This window comes from Bacillus cereus group sp. RP43, assembly GCF_040459645.1.
Classification (GTDB): domain Bacteria; phylum Bacillota; class Bacilli; order Bacillales; family Bacillaceae_G; genus Bacillus_A; species Bacillus_A mycoides_C.
Genome location: NZ_JARVHQ010000001.1, coordinates 1627620 through 1650080, shown reverse-complemented (window position 1 = coordinate 1650080; position 22461 = coordinate 1627620). Strand labels below are relative to the sequence as shown.

The window sequence follows — 22461 nt, the reverse complement described above, 5'->3', positions numbered from 1 at the left end:
CAACACAAAAAAATAAAGTGGTGTTTCACCACTTTATTTTGCGTATTCCACTGCGCGTGTTTCACGAATAACAGTTACTTTAATATGTCCTGGATAATCCAGTTCATTTTCAATACGTTTTCGAATATCACGAGCTAAACGATGAGCTTCTAAATCATCAATTGTATCTGGTTTTACCAGAATACGAACTTCACGTCCTGCTTGAATTGCGAAAGATTTTTCTACGCCTTCATAAGACTCTGAAATTTCTTCTAACTTTTCAAGACGACGAATGTAGTTCTCAAGCGTTTCACTACGAGCTCCCGGTCTTGCAGCTGATAATGCATCTGCTGCAGCAACTAGAACTGCAATGATAGAAGTTGGTTCTGTGTCACCATGGTGAGATGCGATACTGTTTATTACAACAGGATGCTCTTTATATTTCGTTGCGAGTTCAACACCAATTTCAACGTGGCTACCTTCTACTTCATGATCGATTGCTTTTCCGATATCATGTAATAGACCAGCACGTCTTGCTAGTTTTTCATCCTCACCAAGCTCCGCTGCCATAAGTCCAGTTAAGTATGCAACTTCCATAGAGTGTTTTAAGACGTTTTGTCCGTAACTTGTACGGTATTTTAAACGACCTAAAATTTTAATTAAATCTGGATGTAAGCCATGAACACCCACTTCAAACGTTGTTTGCTCTCCGACTTCACGAATATACTCGTCCACTTCACGTCTTGATTTTTCGACCATCTCTTCAATACGCGCTGGGTGAATACGTCCATCCTGTACTAGTTTATCAAGAGCGATACGAGCTGTTTCACGACGAATCGGGTCAAATCCAGATAGAATTACCGCTTCTGGTGTATCATCGATAATAAGGTCAATACCTGTTAACGTTTCTAACGTACGAATATTACGACCTTCACGTCCGATAATACGTCCCTTCATTTCGTCGTTTGGAAGATTTACAACCGAAACGGTTGTTTCAGCAACATGATCAGCTGCACATCTTTGCATTGCAAGAGATAAAATCTCTTTTGCCTTCTTATCCGCTTCTTCTTTCGCGCGAACTTCACTTTCTTTTACCATAACGGCAATTTCATGAGAAACTTCACTTTCCACTTTACCAAGAATAATTGCTTTCGCTTGTTCGCGGGTCAGATTGGAAATGCGCTCTAATTCTGTTTGTTGCTTTTGAACTAACTCTCCCACTTTGCTTTCCAACTCTTCAATCTGTTGTTGTTTCGCTACAAGAGATTCCTCTTTCTTTTCTAACTGTTGCTCGCGTTTATCGAGCGTTTCGTCTTTACGATCAAGGTTCTCTTCTTTTTGCATTAAACGATTTTCTTGTTTTTGTAATTCGCTTCTACGGTCACGAATTTCTAATTCAGCTTCTGTACGAAGTGTATGAATTTCATCCTTTGCTTCTAAAAGCGCTTCTTTCTTAAGTGCTTCAGCATCACGATTCGCTTCGTCTAGAATACGTTTTGCTTCATTAGCTGCACCATTAATCTTCGCTTCGGCAATAGACTTTCGAACAAAAAAGCCAACAACTGCACCGACTGTTGCAAGCAAAATGGAGATGAGTATCCAAACTGTACTACTCATGATTTCACCTCCCCTTGCTATGAATGAAAAAAGACTGTCGGCATGTACATTGAATGACAACGTACAGCAAAGACCGTCGTCCCGCTTTTTTAAGGGACTTTCTTCATTTCACAATTAAAATGTCATATTATTATTTCGGCAAGATTTAAGTCTTACTCCGAATATTACTTCTCTTCTTGAGAAGAGTATATCGTATATAAGAAAAAATATACATTCTCATTGTATCTATCGCAATTTTCATTGTCAAGCGTTGTCTACTTTTACTTTCTTTACCTTCAGCCCTGAATCTTATATGGATTTAAAAAACAGACGGCATATTATCCTGGAAAACCTTAGTAAATCCCAATTCATTCACTCAAAACATATGAATATCCCTCTTTATACATAGCCTTTTGGATAGAATAAATATTTTATCTCTAGCTATATACAACGCTTTCATAATGAATTAAAAAATAAAAGACACGGGACCGTGTCTTTTATTTTTTAATCTTGAAGAGTTGAATCTTCCGTGCCTTCAACACCAGAGTCTTCACCAATTCCGTGATGTTCACGAACAAAGAAAGCAATTTCCTCTCTTAAATCCGTATTCTCTTTTAAGAATTGCTTCGAATTTTCACGACCTTGCCCTAAGCGCTCTTCATTATAAGAGTACCAAGCACCGCTCTTTTGAACGATATCAAGTTCAGAAGCCATATCTAAGATTTCACCTTCTCTTGAAATACCTTCTCCATACATAATATCAACTTCAGCAACACGGAATGGCGGTGCTACTTTATTTTTAACTACTTTTACTTTCGTTTTATTACCAACGATGTCATTACCTTGCTTTAATTGCTCAGCACGACGCACTTCAAGACGGACAGTTGAATAGAATTTCAACGCACGACCACCTGGAGTTGTTTCTGGGTTCCCGAACATAACCCCGACTTTTTCACGAATTTGGTTGATAAAGATTGCGATTGTTTTTGATTTGTTGATTGCACCTGAAAGTTTACGAAGTGCTTGTGACATTAAACGTGCTTGTAAACCAACGTGAGAGTCACCCATGTCCCCTTCAATCTCAGCTTTCGGTACAAGAGCTGCTACAGAGTCAATTACGATAATATCAACCGCGCCACTTCGTACAAGTGCTTCTGCGATTTCTAGACCTTGCTCTCCTGTATCAGGCTGTGATAATAGTAATTCATCGATGTTAACACCTAATTTTTGTGCATATACAGGATCCATTGCATGCTCCGCATCGATGAACGCCGCTTGTCCACCTTGACGCTGCACTTCCGCGATTGCGTGTAATGAAACTGTTGTTTTACCTGAACTTTCAGGTCCATAAATTTCAATAATACGTCCACGTGGGTATCCGCCTACCCCTAGTGCCACATCAAGTGCTAAAGAACCACTTGAAATTGTAGAAATTCTACGCTCCGCTTGTTCTCCTAATTTCATAATTGAACCTTTACCGAATTGCTTCTCTATTTGTTTTAACGCCATATCTAATGCCGCTTGACGATCACTCATTCAAAATTCCTCCTTAACTCAATTGCTAATCTTATTATACCTATTTTCAATTCAATTTGCCAACAAAAATCGAACATTTATTCGATTTTTTATTTTATATCGAATAAAACTAGATTTTCCCACAAAAAAACTAGAAGAAATTTATATCTCTTCTAGCTTTTTAAATAAATGATAAAATCCATATTTTGTAGAGCGCTCTCTAATTTGTTGACGACTTCCACTTAAATTAAGCGAGAAGACTACAGCTGGTTCATCTTTAATCGCCAATCCAACAAATACTGTCCCTGGTTCTTTATGCTCTGAAGCATCCGGTCCTGCCACTCCAGTAAAACTAATCCCGACATCTGCATTTAACAGTTTTTTCACATTTTCAGCAAGATAACGAGCACACTGTTTACTAACCGCGCCGTCAGTGCGTAACACCTCTTCAGGTACATGTAAAATTTGTTGCTTCACATCATTTTGATAACAAATGACACCGCCTTTAAATACAGACGAAACACCAGCATTTTCTGTTACTTGATTCCCAAAAAGACCACCTGTTAAACTTTCTGCACATGCTAAAGTTAACCCCTTTTCCTTCAATAGCCTTATTGCTTTGTAATGAAGGAAATCTTGGTCATATCCGTAGAAAAATTCTCCTACTCTTTCTAAAATCAACTCTTCCACATGCTGTATCAGTTTCTCCGCCTCATCAGCATCATGATGTTTGGCAGTTAAACGTAATGTCACTTCTCCATCATTTGCAAGTGGTGCAATGGTTGGGTTCGTTTGTCCATCAATTAAATCTTGAACTTTCACCTCTAATTGAGATTCCCCAATACCGAAAAAACGAAGAACACGAGAATAAATATTTTCCCCCGTTGTAAACTTGCATAAAAACGGCTCTACGTAACTCATATACATCGGCTTCATTTCTTTTGGTGGTCCTGGTAATAGAATATAAACTTTTCCGTTCTTATTTAACCCCATACCAGGTGCCATACCGTGATCATTCGCAAATACAGTCGATCCATTTAAAACGAGCGCCTGCTTTTTATTATTCTCCGTAAATTCACGGCCTGTACGCTTAAAATAATCGCTTATCGATGTTAATGCCTTTTCATCATACACAAGCTCTTCATCTAAACTAGACGCAATTGTTTCTTTCGTTAAATCATCTTTTGTCGGTCCTAATCCACCTGTAAAAATGAGCATATCAGCTCGTTCTTCAGCCAATTCAATTGCCTTTTGTAATCGCTTGTTATTATCCCCAACAACAGTATGGTAGTACACGTTAATTCCGATTGAAGCTAACTTTTCAGATAAAAACTGGGCATTTGTATTTGCAATTTGTCCAAGTAACAATTCCGTTCCAACCGCAATAATTTCAGCATTCATCCCAATTCCCCCATAAACTTCTATTTTGAGTTTACAAAAGCATCTTTATTTTTCCAGAAATAATCCCACCCTGAAATAACGGTAAAGAATAATGCAATCCATATGAAAATATCCGCAACTGGAATATGCAGTAAATTTAACGGTACATCATGCAATAAGTATGCTGCAATCGCAATAATTTGTGTCCATGTCTTAATTTTCCCTAACTGATTTGCTGCAACTACTTCCCCTGTCCCAGCAAGTACAAGGCGTAAACCTGTTACTGCAAACTCACGGCTTATAATTACAATAACGATCCAAGCAGGTACGTATTGCATCTCTACTAACGTGATAAGTGCTGCCGAAACAAGTAATTTATCTGCTAACGGGTCAAGGAATTTCCCTAAATTCGTTACAAGATTATACTTTCTTGCATAATGTCCATCAATCCAATCTGTAGCCGAAGCAATAATAAAGATAAGCGCCCCTACTAAATGTTGAATCGGTAACTCTACATCACCAATTATAAATGAGCCCCACTCAAAGGGCGCTAGCATAATTACCATAAAAATTGGAATTAAGCAGATTCTAGATATTGTAATTTTATTTGGTAAATTCACAGCTATTCCTCCATCATATCAAAAACATTTGTTCATTGAAAAAAGTCATCGAAGCGATGACTGTTATTGTGCTGGTTGCTCTATCCCTTGGTTTTTTATCACCAATCTTTGGTGAAGTTCTTTTTCTGGATCCAATGGGAAAGCAACCACTTGGCCATTCAGTTTGACTTCAACATTCGTTGCATTTCCAATATTAAGTCGCACTTCTTTTACTGTTGATAAATCACGTTTTTCTATTTGGCCACCTTGTACTGTAGTGTTTAGAATTTCGTTCCCAGCTTCATCTTTAACATCTACATAACTCGCACCTTTACCCGATATTTCCAGTTCTAATGTTTTATTATTATGAATTTCCAAAGTAGATACCTTACCACTTGTTCCAACTACTTTCACTTCTTGTTGTCCAGTTGGTTGTGCTGGTTGTTCCTCTTTCTTTGGTTCTTCTTTTTTTGGTTCTTCTTTTTTTGGTTCTTCTTTTTTTGGTTCTTCCGCTTTCGCTTCATCTTTCTTCGTATCTAACGGAGAATCTTTTGCTTTTTGAACCTCAATTTTCTCACTTTGAGCATTTGGAACTTGCCTATCATCTTTTCCAGTTAACGCTTGAATAACAAACCAGACTACCACTCCAAATGCGATTACTAACAACGCAATCAAAATTTTTGGCATATGATCTGCAATTGGCCATGATGAAGACTTTTGCATTGTTTCTTGTGTTTTTTGTCCAGTTGATACTTGTGGAACTTCACGTTTTTCAGATTGTGGTATCGTACTCTGATATTCTACAAGCAGTTCTTCTCCATTTAATCCAACAGCATCTGCATATTGTTTAATGAATGCACGCGCATAAAAAGCTCCTGGCAACACATCATAATTGCCTTCTTCAATCGCTACTAAATGGCGTTTTTGAATTTTTGTAATCTCATGCAGCTGATCAATAGACAAGCCTTTTACTTCTCTTGCTTCTGTCAGCTTTTTTCCTAATTCCGTCACTACTAACACCTCAATATTTCTTTAAAAGTCGAACATAGAGAAATTATTTTGCGTACCTTGCTCAATTTCATCTACTAAATTATATTGAATTTCTTCATCATAATCGTTACGCAATTCGATAATATAATCAAAATCATCCAATGTGTATTCTGACTGACTCACAAACACATCCGGATGTTCCACAACTTTCGTTGCAGGCAATCTCATGATTTCACGAACGAGCTGCCAGTGTCTTTCATTGGCACGCTTTGTCGACACAATTCCATCTAGTATGAAAATATTATCGTCGCTATACTCATCTTCAATCAATTGGCTACGAACAGTTTGCTTAATGAGAGTAGATGATACGAATAACCATCTCTTATTTGCACAAACACTTGCGGCAACAATAGATTCTGTTTTTCCGACACGAGGCATTCCTCGTATCCCAATTAGTTTATGACCTTCTTTTTTCATTATCTCCGCCATAAAGTCTACAAGTAATCCTAGTTCATCACGCACAAATCGAAATGTTTTCTTATCGTCTGCATCTCGTTGTATGTACCTACCATGTCTAACTGCTAGCTTATCTCTAAGCTTTGGCGGACGATATTTCGTTACCGTTATATTATCCATCGTATTTAAAATTGATTCAAGTCTAGAGATTTGTTCTTGATTATCACACATAAGCAAAAGTCCACGTCGTGCATTATCTACACCATTAATTGTGACAATATTGATGCCAAGCATACCGATTAACGAAGAAACGTCACCAAGTAAGCCAGGTCGGTTTTTATGTATTTCATATTCAAAATACCATTCAATCATCCAAGATCACTCCCCCACGCTTACTTTACACCTACGTACTATATTATATGATTTCACCTTAATAGGGAAGCTAAATGTATAATCTATTCCTCCTAATTATTATACAAAAAAAGTAGAGAGGAGCTTCTCCTCTCTACTTTTACTTATGTTGTACAAACTTCACCATTAAATTTGCGATTGTATGTTGCTCTTGTTCATCAGCAACTTTCCAAAGCTCAGACAATAATTTTTCTTGATCGTTGCGCGCTTCTACTTCATTTGCTAAATAATCACCAACACGAAATGCCATATCTGATACGGCACCACCATCAAGCCCTTTTCCCCCCGCTTGTTCTAAACGTTCTCCTAAAAAGCTCTTCCACTGATCAAAGTTATCTAACACTGACATGTTTAAGCACCTCACTATTGAGTAATAGAATCATGCTTAATTTGTGCATTTTTTTATTTTTTATGTAAGAAATTTTTAACAATGCCAACCGCCATTGACTCCAATAATTTGCCCCGTAATATAAGAAGCTCCTGGCGAAACAAGGAAGGAGGTTGTTTTTGCTACCTCTTCGGGTAGTCCTATTCTACCTAATGGAATATCTTCAGCAATTTCATTTTTCTCATCTTCTGAAAATACATTTAACATTTCTGTTTCGATCGCACCTGGCGCTACCGCATTAACGCGCAATCCACTTAAAGAAACTTCTTTCGCTAAAGCCTTCACATATGAATTTTGTGCACCTTTCACCATTGAGTACAGCACCTCACAAGACGCTCCTATTTGCCCCCAAATGGATGAAATAACAACAACATTACCACTTCTCCGCCCGATCATCGGTGGAAGCGCCATCGATAGAAGTCTATATACACTCTTCACTTGAAGCTCCACCATATAATCTAATTCTTCATTCGTAACATCTGTTACTAATCCAAAGATACTCTTTCCAGCTGCGTATACAATAACATCAATAGGATGTTCGATTTGTCTCCACAATTTCTCCGCTCCATCGATAGAAGCTAAATTTGCTTGCACAGGAATCACTGCATCAAATTCCTTTTGTAACTCCCTTACCTTCTCTTCACTTTTATTGTAATGAATATAGACTGTGTAACCATCCTCAATTAACTGCTTCGAAATAGCAGAGCCAATCCCTCCGCTTCCTCCAGTTACTAATGCATACTTTTTCATAAATTCCCTCTCTTATCTTTTATGTATAAATAAATAATACCCTCATCTTACCATTTGGCAATAACCAAACGTTAGATGAGGGATATAGATACTGCGTTTTTCATTCACATATTACTTCACTTTTTTGGTAACACTTGGCAGACACTCATTTTCTCTTCAATTAATAATGTTTTTGCTGCTTGTTGTAGGTCTTGAACAGTTAATCCTTCTAACACTGTAAGAGCATCAAATAAACTAGATTCATTAAACGCATATCGTGTAAACTGATTTGCAATATATTCAGGTGAATTCAATGATCGTAAAAATCCGCCAATTTTCTTTTTCTTCACCCGTTCCAGCGCATCCTCATCTAACTGATCATAATTCGTTTGTAGTAAAATACCTTTTAATCGATCTGCCAATTCATCAGGCTGCTTCGTATCTCCACCAACCATTGCAAAACCGAAGTTATTTTCTTCTGTATAGTCATACGAAAACGAATCATCAATAAGACCTTCATTATATAAAGATTCATAATGAACTGACCCTTTTCCAAATAAATAATCTAAAAGTAATGTAAGCGCAATTTCTTGTTTTAAAAGAACTTGCCCTTTTTCTTTTAAATTCGTTGCCTTAATACCCACTAAACATTTTGGAGTTTGAACAGGCATTGAAATAATCTTTTTCTTTTCATTTACTTCTTCTGGTTCCTCTTCAAAAGAGCGAACGATTTTCGGTTGATTTTCGTAATCTTTTTTCGCTTGATTTTCACGAACTAAATCCATTGTTTTTTCAGGATCAATTGCTCCAACAACAAACAATAACATATTGCTTGGATGGTAAAAAGTCTCATAACACTCATACAATAGGTCTTTTGTAATTTTACTAATAGACTCAATCGTCCCTGCAATATCAATTTTAATCGGATGTTTCACAAACAAACTATCGATTAACCCAAAGTATAAACGCCAGTCTGGGTTATCTTGGTACATTTGAATTTCTTGACCGATAATACCTTTTTCTTTTTCGACCGTTTTTTCAGAGAAATACGGTTCTTGTACAAAGTCTAACAACGTATTTAAATTTCTTTCTACATTTGATGTACAGGAAAAGAGGTAAGCGGTTCTTGTAAAAGATGTAAAAGCGTTCGCTGAAGCACCTTGTTTACTAAACAATTGAAACGCGTCATGATCCTCTTTTTCAAACAATTTATGTTCAAGGAAATGAGCAATTCCATCTGGTACACGAGTCATGTCTTCTTTTCCAAGCGGAACAAATGCATTATCAACAGAACCGTACTTCGTCGTAAATGTTGCAAATGTTTTGTTGAAGCCTTGTTTCGGTAAGATATATACGTCTAATCCATTCGGAAGTTTTTCATAATATAGCGTCTCTTTTAATTGCTCATACACAATTTTCTCCATTTATTCTCCCTCCGTTCCATGTAAAAAGTAAATTGTATCTAGTTCAATATTATTAGCAACTTTCACAATCTCTTCTTTCGTCACGCTTTCTATGCCCGTTAACCATTCTTCAACTGGACGCGTACGCTCTGAGATTACCCCGTGATAAAGCATTTCAACAAAACCACGTGGTGTATCAATTGCCTCTAAGATTTGATTTTGAATTACACTTTTCGTTTGCTGAATCTCTTCCTCTGAAAAATCACCGCTTTGCATTGCTTTCATCTGTTCTTTAATAATTTCAACAGCTTTTTCAAAGTTCTTCGCTTCAATTCCAGACATAACGAAGAGCAGACCTTTATGACTTTCAAATCTCGATGCTGCATAGTACGCTAAACTATTTTTTTCACGGACATTTACGAATAACTTCGAATGAGAAAATCCTCCAAATAATCCGTTAAACAATTGTAATGCAAAATAATCTTCATCTTTATACGTAATGAATGTTCGATAGCCGATATTTAATTTACTTTGCTTTAGCTCTTGTTTTTCAACAATTTCTTTTTCTTCATTATTTCGTTTATGAAGAAGTACATTTCTTTCTTTCATGGCGCGAGGTGAAATCGAAAAATACTTATTTACAAGCTCCACGGCATCTTCTGAAATGTCACCAATGATATATAAATCCATTTCATCTTCAGCTAACACTTTTTGATAATATTGGTACAAACTTTCATTTGTAATAGAAGCAACACTTTCTTTTTTCCCATTTGCACTTAAGCGATATGGTTCTACTTTGCACATTTCTTCAATTAAACGCTCGTTTGCATAACGCATTTTATCATCATAAGTAGCTTCAATTCGTTGCAAGAGTGCTCGTTTCTCACTTTCTACAATAGAAGATAGAAAACCGTTCCCTTCTGTTGCTGGATGTAAAACAATATCAGATAACATAGAAAGTGCTTTTTCAAATAACGGTGGTGCATCGCGTAAATATGTTTCATTTGCAATGTCTACATAAATAGAGATGATATGGTCTTCCCCTTTTTTACTTACATCTACCGCTAAAGAAGATCCATATAATTCTTCTAAATATTGACGAAGACGAATTACAGAAGGCAGTTTTTCTGTCGCACTTTGCAATACGTATGGTAATAAGGCACGCTCTGTCACCGTCTCCTCATTTAAAGGTGCTTTAAAACGAAATACAAAGGTATTTGTTTTAAATTTATCAGTCGGAATAATATGTACTCGCAAGCCACCTAATTCATGCAGTTGCTGTTCCATTAGTTTCATTAATAGCCCTCCTTTACGTATGTAGGAATATTCCTCTTCAATATACAGTTTTTAGAAATAAAAAATCAACTTTTCTTCCTTATTATGCTTACATTTGAGTCTTTCTAAAAACTTTAATATGTAAGGAACATAGTAAAATTCCGTATTAAATATATTCTATGTAAAAAAGCCCGCACTAATGTGCGAGCTTTTCTTATACTTTCTAAATACTCATCGTTTTCCTTTTTCATAAGGCGTTCCGAGTGCTTTCGGAGCTTCAGATCGGCCTACAAAACCAACAAGTGCTAATATTGTGAATACGTATGGTAATATCGTTAATAAAACACTTGGAATTTGATCTAATACAGGAATTGTTCCACCTGTTACACTAAGAGATTGTGCAAAACCAAAGAATAGAGCTGCACCTAGTGCGCCTAGTGGATTCCACTTCCCAAAGATCATAGCAGCTAAAGCTAAGAAACCTTGTCCTGTAATAGTTGCCCCTGAGAAGTTATTAGAAATTGACATTGCAAAAATCGCCCCACCAATTCCGGCAAATACACCTGATATACAAACGCCGATATAGCGCATTTTATATACGTTAATCCCCATCGTATCCGCTGCCATTGGGTGTTCACCAACAGCACGCAATCGAAGACCGAACGGTGTTTTATAAATAACATACCAAACAACAAATGCTAAAATAATCGCAATATACGACGTTATTGGTACATTTGAAAAGAATATTTTCCCTATCACCGGAATATCCGAAAGACCTGGAATGTCAATCTTTTCAATACGGTACTGAATAAAGTCAGTTTGCCCTTTATCAAAGATCTTCTTAATTGCAAATACTGTTAAACCAAGAGATAAGAAGTTAATTGCTACACCACTTACAACTTGATCCGCTCGGAATGTAATAGATGCTACTGCATGAAGCAATGCAAATAACCCACTACCAATTGCCGCAAATAATAACGCAATCCACGGCGTCATCGTTCCCCAAGTATCACCCATTAATAAGTTTGTAACAACTCCAATAAATGCACCAAATAGCATTAGTCCTTCTAATCCGATATTTACAACACCCGATCGTTCACTAAATACACCACCTAGTGCTGTAAAAATTATAGGTGCCGATGTATATAACGTACCCGTCACAAGAATGGCTAATATATCTAAAAAGCTCATTTATTTCCCCTCCTTGCTCATGCGTGTAAGCGCCCATCTTAACACATAACTACATGCAACAAAGAAGATGATACATGCAATAATTACGTTTATAAGCTCTGATGGCACATCTGCCTCAAAGTTCATTTGAGGGGAAGCACTTTTCAAACCACCAAATAATAAAGCTGAAAGGATAATGCCAAACGGATTATTTCCTCCAAGTAAGGCTACGGCAATCCCGTCAAATCCTACCCCTGTAAAGGAAGACATCGCTGTCATGCTTTGGAATGTTCCTAATCCTTCCATCGCTCCACCAATCCCTGCAAACGCACCAGCAATTGTCATGGAAAATACTACATTACGAGAAACTTTCATACCTGCATATTGAGAAGCATGTTGATTAAATCCTACCGACTTTAATTCATAACCTAAAGTTGTTCGATCTAATAAGAACCACATTAAAATAGCGATTAAAATTGCTACAATAATTCCCCAATGAAGGCGTGAACCGTCAGTAATGGAAGCAAGCCAGTCTGAAGATAATGACGCACTCTCTTTAATGTCGTACGTTTTATCGTTACCCTCGTGTAAAAAGCGCTTAATAATATCATATGTTACATATAACGCGATATAGTTCATCATAATTGTTACAATAACTTCATTAACTTGAAACTTTCCCTTTAAATATCCAGGGATGAAACCCCAGATTCCGCCTACCAACGCTGCGAATAAAATAGATAATGGAATGTGAAGAACAGCTGGTAGCGAGACTGCATAACCGAACCAAACCGCTGCAAGCCAACCAACTAACAATTGACCCTCTACCCCGATATTAAATAAACCTGTACGAAATGCAAACGCCACCGATAAACCAGCAAGAATAAGCGGTATCATTGTACGAAGCGTTTCACCAATCGCACTTGGGCTGCCGAACATGCCTGTCCAAAGTGCACTATAACCAACAATTGGGTCATAGCCACTAACTAGCATTACAATTGCTCCTACAAGTAAGCCAAAAATAACGGATAGTACTGGGACTAAAATATTTATCGTTCGTTCTGTTAAAAGTTTTTTAGCCATTTGTACCCACCTGCTCCTTCTTTGTTCCTCCAGCCATTAACAATCCAAGCTGTTGTTCATTCGTTTCTTTCGCATCAACTATTGCTACAATTGTTCCTTCATAAATAACAGCAATTCGATCGCTAACATTTAAAATTTCCTCTAACTCTAGTGATAAAAGTAATACACCTTTTCCTCTATCTCTTTGCTCTATTAATCTCTTATGAATAAATTCAATTGCCCCTACATCTAAACCACGTGTCGGCTGTGCTGCAATTAATAAATCTGGATCACGGTCTACTTCACGTGCAATAATTGCCTTTTGCTGATTCCCCCCAGATAGTGCACGAGCTAACGTTTGCTCACTAGGTGTACGTACATCAAACTGTTCAATAAGCGCCTTAGCTTTTTCTGTAATTTTGCTGAAATTTAAAATCCCTTTCTTCGAAAACGGATTTTTATAGTACGTTTGCAAAACTATATTATCTCTAACAGAAAAATCAAGAACGAGTCCGTGTTTATGACGATCTTCTGGAATATGACCAATTCCCTCTTCTGTTATTCTTCTAACAGGCCAATTTGTTATTTCTTTCCCTTTAATTGCAATAGAACCTGACTCAACTTTTCGTAAACCAGTAATTGCTTCTATTAATTCACTTTGTCCGTTTCCATCAATTCCTGCAATACCAACAATTTCCCCCGCACGAACAGTTAAGTCAAGGCCTTTTACAGCAGGTAGTTGACGTGCATCGTGAACAACAAGATTTGCAATTGAAAGTACCGCTTCTTTTGGCTTCGCGTCTATTTTTTCTGTTTTAAAATTCACTTGACGTCCGACCATTAATTCTGCAAGTTTATTTTCATCCGTATTTGCAACGTCAACCGTTCCAATCCCTTTTCCTTTACGAATAATCGTACAACGATCGCAAACTTCCATAATTTCTTTCAACTTATGTGTAATAAGAACAATAGATTTTCCTTCTTGCACAAGCTTTTTCATAATTTGAATTAGCTCATGAATTTCTTGTGGTGTTAACACAGCTGTCGGTTCATCAAATATTAAAATTTCTGCCCCGCGGTAAAGTGTTTTTAAAATCTCAACGCGCTGTTGCATACCGACAGAAATATCTTGTATTTTCGCATATGGATCTACAGCTAAACCGTATTGTTCAGACAGTTTTTGAATTTCTTTAGCAGCTTCCTCAACAGCAATTTTCCCTTTTTTCTTCGGTTCGTTTCCGAGAATAATATTCTCTGTAACTGTAAAATTATGAACAAGCATAAAGTGCTGATGTACCATTCCAATACCAAGGTCATTTGCTATATTCGGATTTGTAACCTTTACAGTTTTTCCTTTAATTTTAATTTCACCTTGTTCTGGCTGGTACAAACCAAATAGTACATTCATCAATGTGGATTTCCCTGCACCATTTTCTCCAAGTAAAGCATGTATTTCTCCCTGCTTTACTTGCAGCGTAATATCATCATTCGCTACAATGCCTGGGAATACTTTCGTAATGTTATTCATCTCAATTACGTATTCCATTGTGTTCCTCCTTTTAACAGGGAACATTCCCCTATTACACTATTAACTTATTAAGCAATTCGGAAGTTTTATACATACAAAGGTTAGTTCTATGAACTAACCTTTGCTATTTCTCTATTTATTTTTTTAGAGAAGCTTCATATTCTTTATACTCTTTATCTGTAGCTGGTACTTTAATTGCACCATCTGTAATTTTCTTTTCAAACTCTTCTACTTTTGTTAAAATTTCAGGGTTAACTTTTTTCACGTTGTCAGTTGTTTTTGCAATACCAACGCCGTCATCTTTTAAACCAAACGCCTCTACTTTACCGCCTTTTAATTTACCGTCTTTCGCTTCTTGTGCTACTTTTTCAACAGCGATATCTACACGTTTTACCATTGAAGTTAATGTTACGTTTTCAGGCATACCTTCTTGGTTTTGGTCACGGTCAACACCGATTACCCAAACGTTTTCACCTTTTTTCTTACGGTTTTTCGCTTCAGTGAACACACCATTACCTGTACCACCAGCAGCATGATAAATTACATCTACGCCTTGACCATACATTGCTGAAGCAAGAACTGTACCTTTTTCAGGTTTATCAAATGCTTCTGCATATTCAGATACGATTTCAATATTTGGATTTACTGCCTTGGCACCGGCTTTAAATCCATTTTCGAATTTACTAATTAAATCACTCTTCATTCCACCAACAAATCCTACTTTATTCGATTTCGTTGACATAGCTGCTACTGCACCTACAAGGAATGAGCCTTCATGATCTTTAAATGTAATGCTTGTTACGTTTGGTGCATCTACAACAGTATCAACGATTGCGAATTGTTGTTTTGGAGATTCTTTTGCTACTTCTTTAATTGCACCTTCTAATTTATAACCAATCCCGAAAGATAAATCATACTTATCTTTTGAAAATTTCTTTAAGTTCGGAATATAATCTGCTTCTTTTTCAGACTGTAGGTAACGATAATTTGTCTTTTCCTTTAAATCGTTTTCTTTACCAAACTTTTTTAGTCCTTCCCAAGAAGATTGGTTGAATGATTTATCATCAACGCCCCCAACATCTGTAACCATACCAACCTTAAACTCTTTATCCCCTTTTTTGTCACTATCCGCTTTATCCGAGTTACCACATGCACCTAACACTGTACTTGCTGCTAACGTTAACGATAATAAAAGACCTGTTTTTTTCTTCATACTAGAAACCCCTCCTGAAATGTTTTGTTTAATGATTCATACGCTGCTGTCCCTTACTTCTTGCTGTCACCTCCCTAAAAAGGAACTTCCCTACATACGTTTTCTTAATACGTGGAAGCTAAACTTATCAGCTCTAAAGTAATTAATAGAATATAAGATTGGCTCATCATTTTGATCATAGTGCATTTGTTTTAAAACTAGCAGTGCCGTTTCAGGTTCACATTCTAAAATCGGTGAAATTTTCGAGTGATAACCAATCGGTTCAATGTGAGCAACTGCGTATGTGATACGCTTGTGCGTATTATTATGTATTACTGTAAGCAGCGATTCCTCATTGTATCCCGATAAATCTGGTAATATCTCTTTTGCTAGTTTATCAATGCAATATACAACTGGTTCCCCATCCGCTGTACGAACACGTTCAATCATTACTGCGCTAAAACCATCTTCACAATTAAATTTCTCTTTTTCTTCTTTTGTTAAAGTTGTTGTAGATGATGATAAAAAGATTGTTCCTGGTGTTTTCCCCACACTAGAAATCATATCTGTAATACTAGAAAGTTGCTCTATCCCAGAAGAAAATAACGGCTTCGCATTTACAAATGTCCCTACACCATGTCTACGAATAACAACATTTTCTTCTTCTAAAATACGTAGTGCTTCCCTTAAAGTTGCCCTACTTACACCAAGTTCTTTCGCTAGATCAAACTCTGAAGGTAACTTTTGTTTTTCTTTGTAAGCCCCATCTTTAATTTTTCCTTTGATGTGATCAATCACCCGCAAATATAGGTGACGACTATCGGATTTTACTGACATAAGACTCCCCCGCGTTTCAATTATTCGACCTCTGATGTAAGACTTCTTTTCTCTTTTTTCAACTTACAACATAGTATAAATTACTAAATACTAAAAATAAGCGTAATTATCGAATAAATATTAATAATTTTTCAAGATGAAATTTTCACACTTTATTCCATAAAAAAAACTTTGCACCATAAACATTCCTCATATCGAGAAAAAGTTCGGCACAAAGATTCCTTACATCCTTTGTTACACACTTTTCCCCTCATAGTCTAGCAATTCATGGTTGCCAGGTAGAAACTTATGGACCTTATCTCCAAGATTATATGAGGCAGTGGTTCTTTTCGAAGTAATCTTACCACTTGCTCCCATATGTGTCAACAGAATTCAACATTTTTCTACATTAAATATCGAACGTTTCGAAAATCAAAACGATAAGCATTCGTATTCTAAAGAGCCCTTCGTTATGTAAGCACTTTCTTTTTTATTGACTATAGTATATAACAAAAACAGCATATAAAAAAGCCTAATTGTAAAAACAATTAGGCTTTTTTTAAGAACTTTTTTCTTGCACATCTTTAATGAGTACTCCCCTTGGTTTACTACCTTCATAAGGACCTACTACACCATTCATTTCCATGGCATCAATTAAACGAGCTGCTCGCGTATACCCTACTCTAAATCTACGTTGTAACATAGAAACAGATGCTGTTTGCATTTCTACTACAAGCTGAACCGCTTCATCGTATAATTCATCTTCTACTTCCTGCTTTGTTTCAGGAACATCTTGTGGAATCATATCCTCTTGATATTGCGCTTTTTGCTGCGCAATAACAGATTCTACGACTCTCTCAACTTCATCATCTGATAAAAACGCCCCTTGTACACGAACAGGTTTCGATGCACCAATTGGTATGAACAACATATCTCCACGACCTAGCAACTTCTCTGCACCACCACCGTCAAGAATCGTTCGAGAGTCTATTTGGGAAGATACAGCAAATGCAATACGCGATGGAATATTCGCTTTAATAACACCCGTGATAACATCAACTGACGGGCGCTGAGTCGCAATAATTAAATGAATACCAGCAGCACGTGCCATTTGCGCTAAACGCATAATCGCATCTTCTACATCCGAAGAAGCAACCATCATTAAATCAGCTAACTCGTCCACAATCACTACAATATATGGTAATTCAGGTTGTTTCGCTTCCGATTGGCTATTATGTTCTTTAATATAATCGTTATACCCTTCAATGTTACGCGTACCGCTATGCGCGAATAATTCATAACGACGCTCCATTTCACTCACAACTTTCTTCAAAGCCTGTGACGCTTTTTTCGGATCAGTTACGACTGGTGTTAATAAGTGCGGAACACCGTTATATACATTTAACTCTACCATTTTCGGATCAATCATCATTAATTTTACTTCATGCGGTTTCGCACGCATTAAAATACTTACAATAATTCCATTAATACATACACTCTTTCCACTACCAGTCGCACCAGCTACTAATAAGTGAGGCATTTTATTTAAACGTGCCAATACAGCCTCTCCTGTAATATCACGTCCAAGACCGATTAATAACTTCTCTTCTGGGTGGTTATTCGCCTTTGAATCAAGAACTTCTCTAAGCGTTACTATAGAAACTTCTGAATTCGGAACCTCAATCCCTACAGCTGATTTCCCGGGAATAGGTGCTTCAATACGAATGTCTTTCGCTGCTAAAGCAAGCGCTAAATCATCACTTAAACTAACAATTTTGCTTACCTTTACTCCCATATCAGGATACACTTCATACTTCGTAACTGCAGGACCTCTATGTACTTTTGTTACTTTCGCTTTCACACCAAAACTTTGGAATGTACGTTCCAATTTACGAGCATTTTCATAAATTTCCGCATTTTCATTTGTAACTTGCTTATTTTGAGGAAACTTTAATATATCAAGCGAAGGAAGCTTATAATCTTTATTTTCCACATTAGAAAATTGCATAGGAGGTGCTTTCGTTTCACCTTCTAGCGATTCAACGATTTTTTCTCCTCGTTTCTTTTGAGGTTGTTCTTCTGGCGTAGGCGGAACTGCCTCTTCAATAAACGGAGGCGTGATTAAATCATTTTCATTTTCTTCTATCTGCCTTTCCGTCTCTTCACTTACTGGATAATTCTCAGTAAAATTTGAAATAATTGGTGGACCAATTTCTATTTCTTCTACTGGCTCAATAACTTCTTCTTGTTCAGCAACACGTTCACGCCTCTTGCTTCTTGTTGTTTTTTTCTTTTCAGTTTGCTCGGCGACCCTTTGAGATTTCCAATCTTTATAATCCCCTTGCATGACTTGAAATTGGCTTCTAAGAATTCTCCCTACCGGAGCAAGTACTTCTCCAATATGCTTATTTGTTATACAAAGTATTCCAAGAATAACTAAAATAATTCCAATGATATATGCCCCTACTTCGTCAAATAAGAAGTAGCACGTTGCGAACATAAGTGCACCGAACATACCACCACCTAAATGAACACTATCCGGGCCCTTTTTCATTTCAAGGAAAAAGTAATCTTTTGTACTAACAATTACAGAAGTATTTTGCACAGCTCCATCTTTCGTAAGAAGGTTAAATAATGTAATATGACTAAACATTAATATTGCTAGTACAATTAAATAAACACCTATTAGCCGTTTATTTAAAAGGTTTGGCCATCCACGCTTTATTACAAATGCAACAGATAAAGCTATTACACCTAACACACCAATTATGTACCACTCACCAAAGAAGAAGCGAAAAAATAACACAAACGATTTCCCTACAACACCTAGCTGCAAAATCGTAATAATCGAAAGCGCAAAAAGAGTCAACCCGACGATTTCATAATACAAAGTTGGCTTTATCGTACGTCTTGCCTTTGCCTTCGTCCCTCTTTGCTTTTGTTTTGCCATTTCTTCACCTCGTGTTCTAAAAATTAAGTACAACTTTCTTATAAAAAAAGCTCTACTTATATGTCTTTCTCTCTATTTTTCAGGTCTTTATATCTTCTATTTTTACACTTCTTGTAAAATGTTAAATAAACAGAAGAAAGCAGCCTACTCATGGCTGCTCAACCGTCTTGTTTTTTATATTATACCATAGCTCCTAAACAAAATCCTTCTTTTTGCTAAAAGGTAATTTTCTGTCCAGGCTCAAACTCTAGGTAGTGAGACGGATTCGTACTTAATACACGTACAATAGAGTAACATTGATTATCCTCCTCAGAAACCACTAATTCCACGCCATTTATATTCACAACTTTTTGGCTTTCACATTGTGAATAATCGGCCGGATACACAAGTTGTTCTGGCATAATTGTATATAAAATCATTGTAGCATTGTCCCTTCTGCACTATTATCCTTGCGTTCATCAATTAATTCGTTTAATTTTCTAAGTGCGCTACCAATACCTCCGACATCATCTATAAGACCATACTTCACTGCATCTCCACCTATTACATTCGTCCCAATATCTCGCGTCAAATTGCCTTTTGCAAACATAAGCTCTTTAAAACGATCTTCCGTTACTTTCGAATGCTTTGTCACAAATCGAATGACTCTTTCTTGCATTTTATCCAAATACTCAAATGTTTGTGGCACACCTATAACAAGACCTGTTAAACGAATCGGATGAATGGTCATCGTCGCTGTTTCGGCAATAAATGAAAAATCAGTTGAGACCGCAATCGGTACACCGATTGAATGCCCTCCTCCTAAAACAAGAGATACAGTTGGTTTTGAAAGCGAAGCCACCATTTCAGAAATTGCTAACCCAGCTTCAACGTCACCTCCAACTGTATTTAATATTAAAAGTAAACCTTCAATTTTTGGATTTTGTTCAATCGCGACAATTTGCGGAATGATGTGCTCATATTTTGTTGTTTTATTTTGTGGTGGCAACTGAATATGACCTTCCACCTGCCCAACAATCGTTAAGCAATGAATACGCGATTCATTCATTTGTGGTACATTCGTCTGTCCAAGCTGTTGAATTTTCTCCACTATAGAAGCTTCTTTTGGAACTTCTTTCGGCTCAGCTTCTTTTTCTTCATTTGTATAACGTTCACGTTCTGTCATATCGTATCCCCTTTCACTCGTATATAACTATTATTTCTTAAGTTATAAATTTCATTCGATAGGGTTAAAAAGAAAAAGATCACCTGTAAAGGTGATCTTCTTTATACTTCCATAATAATTGGTAAAATCATTGGCTTTCTCTTCGTTTCTTCGTACAAGAACTGCCCTAATAATTCACGAATATTTTGTTTCAACATAGACCATTCAATTGTATACTCTTTAATTGATTGTTCAACAATCATACGTACAATATCTGTGGATCGTTCGATTAATGCTTCTGATTCACGAACATATACAAAGCCACGTGAAATAATTTCTGGACCAGAGATTATTTTCTTTTCATCCTTACCTAGTGTTACAACAACAACTAAAATTCCATCTTGAGATAACATCTTTCTATCTCGAAGCACGATGTTACCGACGTCACCTACACCTAATCCATCAATTAAAACATTGCCAGCTTGCACTTTACCAGCTAATTTTGCCTCATCGTCACCAAAAGCAATTACATCACCTTTTTCTACGATAAAGATATTCTCTCTCGTAATACCTACATCTTCCGCTAAATATGCATGTGCTTTTTGCATACGGAACTCACCATGTACGGGTACAAAGTACTTCGGCTTCATTAAATTTATCATCAGTTTTAATTCTTCTTGGCTACCGTGACCTGAAACGTGAACTTTTCTTTCACCGTAATAAATAACCTCAGCCCCAGCTCTAAACAACAAGTCAATAATTTTTGATACAGATATTTCATTTCCTGGAATTGGAGAAGCTGCAATAATAACAGTATCACCTTTACGAATTGAAATTTGTTTATGAGCTTGCTTCGCCATTCTAGAAAGGGCTGCCATCGGTTCCCCTTGACTACCAGTCGTTAAAATAGCTACCTTTTTTTCTGGGAAATTGTCTATTTCTTGTAATGAAATAACCATACCTTCTGGAACATCTAAATAGCCAAGACGTCTTGCAATGTCTACCACTTTTACCATGCTACGTCCTACTACTGCTACTTTTCTTCCAGTTTCAGCAGCAGCATCAAATACTTGTTGAATACGATGTACATTGGATGCAAATGAAGCAACAATAATACGTCCTTCTGAACTATAGAACACTTTAGAAATCTCTATACCAACTTCTTTTTCCGAACCTGTATAACCAGGGCGTTCAGCGTTTGTACTATCAGATAACAAGCAAAGTACGCCTTCATTTCCAATTTGCGCCATTTTCCCAAGATCTGCTCCACTATTTCCGATTGGAGTTTGATCAAATTTAAAGTCTCCTGTATATACTACAGCACCTTTTGATGTATGGAAACAAACACCCACAGAATCCGGAATACTATGTGTCGTTCCGAAGAATGACACATTAGTTGAATTAAACTCTACTGTTGAATTCGAGTCAATTGTTTTTAAGTCTACACGGCCTAACATTCCCGCTTCGCCAAGCTTTTCTTGTATAAGTCCTACCGTTAATTTTGTCGCATATACTGGAATAGATAATTTACGAAGCACATAAACAATTCCACCAATATGATCTTCATGACCATGGGTAATAAATAGTCCTTTTACTCGCTCTTGATTTTCTACTAAATATGTAATGTCAGGAATAACAATATCAATCCCAAACATCTCATCTCCCGGGAACATCAATCCTGCATCTACAATAAAGATTTCAGAATCAATTTCAACACAGTACATGTTTTTTCCGATTTCACCTACTCCGCCAAGAGCAAATACTTTAACAGACTCATTCTCTTTTCTCTTCATGTTGTTGCCTGGTTTAAAAATCTTGCAAACACTGATTTCACTAAAATTGCAGAGACACCAGGGGAAACTCTGCAACCACCATATATTC

At 36.8% G+C, this 22461-nt stretch carries 19 protein-coding genes and 1 riboswitch; all 19 genes read right to left on the bottom strand.

Annotated elements, in window-relative coordinates; genetic code table 11:
* Positions 1-33 precede the first annotated feature (33 nt).
* The 19 genes from rny to QCI75_RS08635 all read right to left on the bottom strand — a co-directional run bounded on the left by rny (position 34) and on the right by QCI75_RS08635 (position 22373).
* Positions 34-1596 carry a ribonuclease Y gene (gene rny / locus QCI75_RS08725; RefSeq protein ID WP_002111330.1) on the bottom strand — a complete coding sequence of 521 codons (1563 nt, stop codon included), beginning with the start codon at positions 1594-1596 and terminating at the stop codon, positions 34-36.
* Between the two features lie 483 nt (positions 1597-2079).
* A complete protein-coding gene (gene recA / locus QCI75_RS08720; protein WP_002121682.1) occupies positions 2080-3111 on the bottom strand; it encodes a recombinase RecA in 1032 nt (343 codons plus the stop codon).
* 141 nt (positions 3112-3252) lie between these two features.
* On the bottom strand, positions 3253-4491 hold the full coding sequence (locus QCI75_RS08715; RefSeq protein ID WP_353760287.1) for a competence/damage-inducible protein A: 1239 nt from the start codon (positions 4489-4491) through the stop codon (positions 3253-3255).
* A 20-nt stretch (positions 4492-4511) separates the two neighbouring features.
* Positions 4512-5090 (bottom strand): CDP-diacylglycerol--glycerol-3-phosphate 3-phosphatidyltransferase, encoded by a 579-nt coding sequence (gene pgsA, locus QCI75_RS08710; protein WP_128281259.1) that lies wholly within the window; start codon positions 5088-5090, stop codon positions 4512-4514.
* Between the two features lie 63 nt (positions 5091-5153).
* On the bottom strand, positions 5154-6080 hold the full coding sequence (locus QCI75_RS08705) for a helix-turn-helix domain-containing protein (RefSeq protein ID WP_353761507.1): 927 nt from the start codon (positions 6078-6080) through the stop codon (positions 5154-5156).
* Positions 6081-6101: 21 nt separating this feature from the next.
* Entirely contained in the window at positions 6102-6887 is a 786-nt protein-coding gene (locus QCI75_RS08700) for a DUF3388 domain-containing protein (RefSeq protein WP_000574107.1), read from the bottom strand.
* Positions 6888-7026: 139 nt separating this feature from the next.
* The gene (locus tag QCI75_RS08695) at positions 7027-7275 is read right to left on the bottom strand and encodes a DUF3243 domain-containing protein (RefSeq protein WP_000114449.1); all 249 of its coding nucleotides are present in this window, start codon (positions 7273-7275) and stop codon (positions 7027-7029) included.
* A 75-nt stretch (positions 7276-7350) separates the two neighbouring features.
* On the bottom strand, positions 7351-8064 hold the full coding sequence (gene ymfI / locus QCI75_RS08690) for an elongation factor P 5-aminopentanone reductase (protein ID WP_144505632.1): 714 nt from the start codon (positions 8062-8064) through the stop codon (positions 7351-7353).
* Positions 8065-8180: 116 nt separating this feature from the next.
* The gene (gene yfmH, locus QCI75_RS08685; RefSeq protein WP_144505633.1) at positions 8181-9467 is read right to left on the bottom strand and encodes an EF-P 5-aminopentanol modification-associated protein YfmH; all 1287 of its coding nucleotides are present in this window, start codon (positions 9465-9467) and stop codon (positions 8181-8183) included.
* A complete protein-coding gene (gene yfmF / locus QCI75_RS08680; RefSeq protein WP_353760286.1) occupies positions 9468-10742 on the bottom strand; it encodes an EF-P 5-aminopentanol modification-associated protein YfmF in 1275 nt (424 codons plus the stop codon). It lies immediately after the preceding gene.
* A 210-nt stretch (positions 10743-10952) separates the two neighbouring features.
* Positions 10953-11912: an ABC transporter permease gene (locus tag QCI75_RS08675; protein WP_000008852.1), complete on the bottom strand. Its 960-nt coding sequence runs from the start codon at positions 11910-11912 to the stop codon at positions 10953-10955.
* Positions 11913-12971, bottom strand: a complete 1059-nt coding sequence (locus tag QCI75_RS08670; protein WP_001085263.1) for an ABC transporter permease — start codon at positions 12969-12971, stop codon at positions 11913-11915.
* Positions 12964-14496 carry an ABC transporter ATP-binding protein gene (locus tag QCI75_RS08665; protein WP_144505634.1) on the bottom strand — a complete coding sequence of 511 codons (1533 nt, stop codon included), beginning with the start codon at positions 14494-14496 and terminating at the stop codon, positions 12964-12966. The genes QCI75_RS08670 and QCI75_RS08665 overlap by 8 nt, the downstream gene beginning before the upstream one ends.
* A 118-nt stretch (positions 14497-14614) precedes the next feature.
* Complete coding sequence (locus QCI75_RS08660; RefSeq protein ID WP_002121702.1) at positions 14615-15691, bottom strand: BMP family lipoprotein; 1077 nt, start codon at positions 15689-15691, stop codon at positions 14615-14617.
* A gap of 90 nt (positions 15692-15781) precedes the next feature.
* Positions 15782-16507 carry a GntR family transcriptional regulator gene (locus QCI75_RS08655; protein ID WP_144505635.1) on the bottom strand — a complete coding sequence of 242 codons (726 nt, stop codon included), beginning with the start codon at positions 16505-16507 and terminating at the stop codon, positions 15782-15784.
* A gap of 233 nt (positions 16508-16740) precedes the next feature.
* Positions 16741-16842: riboswitch (purine riboswitch) on the bottom strand.
* A gap of 203 nt (positions 16843-17045) precedes the next feature.
* On the bottom strand, positions 17046-19436 hold the full coding sequence (locus tag QCI75_RS08650; protein ID WP_144505637.1) for a DNA translocase FtsK: 2391 nt from the start codon (positions 19434-19436) through the stop codon (positions 17046-17048).
* 215 nt (positions 19437-19651) lie between these two features.
* Complete coding sequence (locus tag QCI75_RS08645) at positions 19652-19855, bottom strand: YlzJ-like family protein (protein ID WP_002088064.1); 204 nt, start codon at positions 19853-19855, stop codon at positions 19652-19654.
* Positions 19852-20601, bottom strand: coding sequence for a translocation-enhancing protein TepA (tepA, locus tag QCI75_RS08640; protein WP_144505638.1), 750 nt, complete (start codon positions 20599-20601; stop codon positions 19852-19854). Before tepA ends, QCI75_RS08645 begins: the two co-directional genes overlap by 4 nt.
* 101 nt (positions 20602-20702) lie before the next feature.
* Positions 20703-22373, bottom strand: coding sequence for a ribonuclease J (locus tag QCI75_RS08635; RefSeq protein ID WP_144505639.1), 1671 nt, complete (start codon positions 22371-22373; stop codon positions 20703-20705).
* Between the last annotated feature and the right edge of the window lie 88 nt (positions 22374-22461).

What these genes read in the sequence shown, in the direction of transcription:
- QCI75_RS08650 (WP_144505637.1), bottom strand. Translation starts at nt 19,436, where the DNA reads ATGGCAAAACAAAAGCAAAGAGGGACGAAGGCAAAGGCAAGACGTACG.
- QCI75_RS08670 (WP_001085263.1), bottom strand. Translation starts at nt 12,971, where the DNA reads ATGGCTAAAAAACTTTTAACAGAACGAACGATAAATATTTTAGTCCCA.
- QCI75_RS08660 (WP_002121702.1), bottom strand. Translation starts at nt 15,691, where the DNA reads ATGAAGAAAAAAACAGGTCTTTTATTATCGTTAACGTTAGCAGCAAGT.
- QCI75_RS08635 (WP_144505639.1), bottom strand. Translation starts at nt 22,373, where the DNA reads ATGAAGAGAAAAGAGAATGAGTCTGTTAAAGTATTTGCTCTTGGCGGA.
- QCI75_RS08700 (WP_000574107.1), bottom strand. Translation starts at nt 6,887, where the DNA reads ATGATTGAATGGTATTTTGAATATGAAATACATAAAAACCGACCTGGC.
- rny (WP_002111330.1), bottom strand. Translation starts at nt 1,596, where the DNA reads ATGAGTAGTACAGTTTGGATACTCATCTCCATTTTGCTTGCAACAGTC.
- QCI75_RS08675 (WP_000008852.1), bottom strand. Translation starts at nt 11,912, where the DNA reads ATGAGCTTTTTAGATATATTAGCCATTCTTGTGACGGGTACGTTATAT.
- QCI75_RS08655 (WP_144505635.1), bottom strand. Translation starts at nt 16,507, where the DNA reads ATGTCAGTAAAATCCGATAGTCGTCACCTATATTTGCGGGTGATTGAT.
- QCI75_RS08665 (WP_144505634.1), bottom strand. Translation starts at nt 14,496, where the DNA reads ATGGAATACGTAATTGAGATGAATAACATTACGAAAGTATTCCCAGGC.
- QCI75_RS08715 (WP_353760287.1), bottom strand. Translation starts at nt 4,491, where the DNA reads ATGAATGCTGAAATTATTGCGGTTGGAACGGAATTGTTACTTGGACAA.
- tepA (WP_144505638.1), bottom strand. Translation starts at nt 20,601, where the DNA reads ATGACAGAACGTGAACGTTATACAAATGAAGAAAAAGAAGCTGAGCCG.
- yfmF (WP_353760286.1), bottom strand. Translation starts at nt 10,742, where the DNA reads ATGAAACTAATGGAACAGCAACTGCATGAATTAGGTGGCTTGCGAGTA.
- QCI75_RS08695 (WP_000114449.1), bottom strand. Translation starts at nt 7,275, where the DNA reads ATGTCAGTGTTAGATAACTTTGATCAGTGGAAGAGCTTTTTAGGAGAA.
- recA (WP_002121682.1), bottom strand. Translation starts at nt 3,111, where the DNA reads ATGAGTGATCGTCAAGCGGCATTAGATATGGCGTTAAAACAAATAGAG.
- yfmH (WP_144505633.1), bottom strand. Translation starts at nt 9,467, where the DNA reads ATGGAGAAAATTGTGTATGAGCAATTAAAAGAGACGCTATATTATGAA.
- ymfI (WP_144505632.1), bottom strand. Translation starts at nt 8,064, where the DNA reads ATGAAAAAGTATGCATTAGTAACTGGAGGAAGCGGAGGGATTGGCTCT.
- QCI75_RS08645 (WP_002088064.1), bottom strand. Translation starts at nt 19,855, where the DNA reads ATGATTTTATATACAATTATGCCAGAACAACTTGTGTATCCGGCCGAT.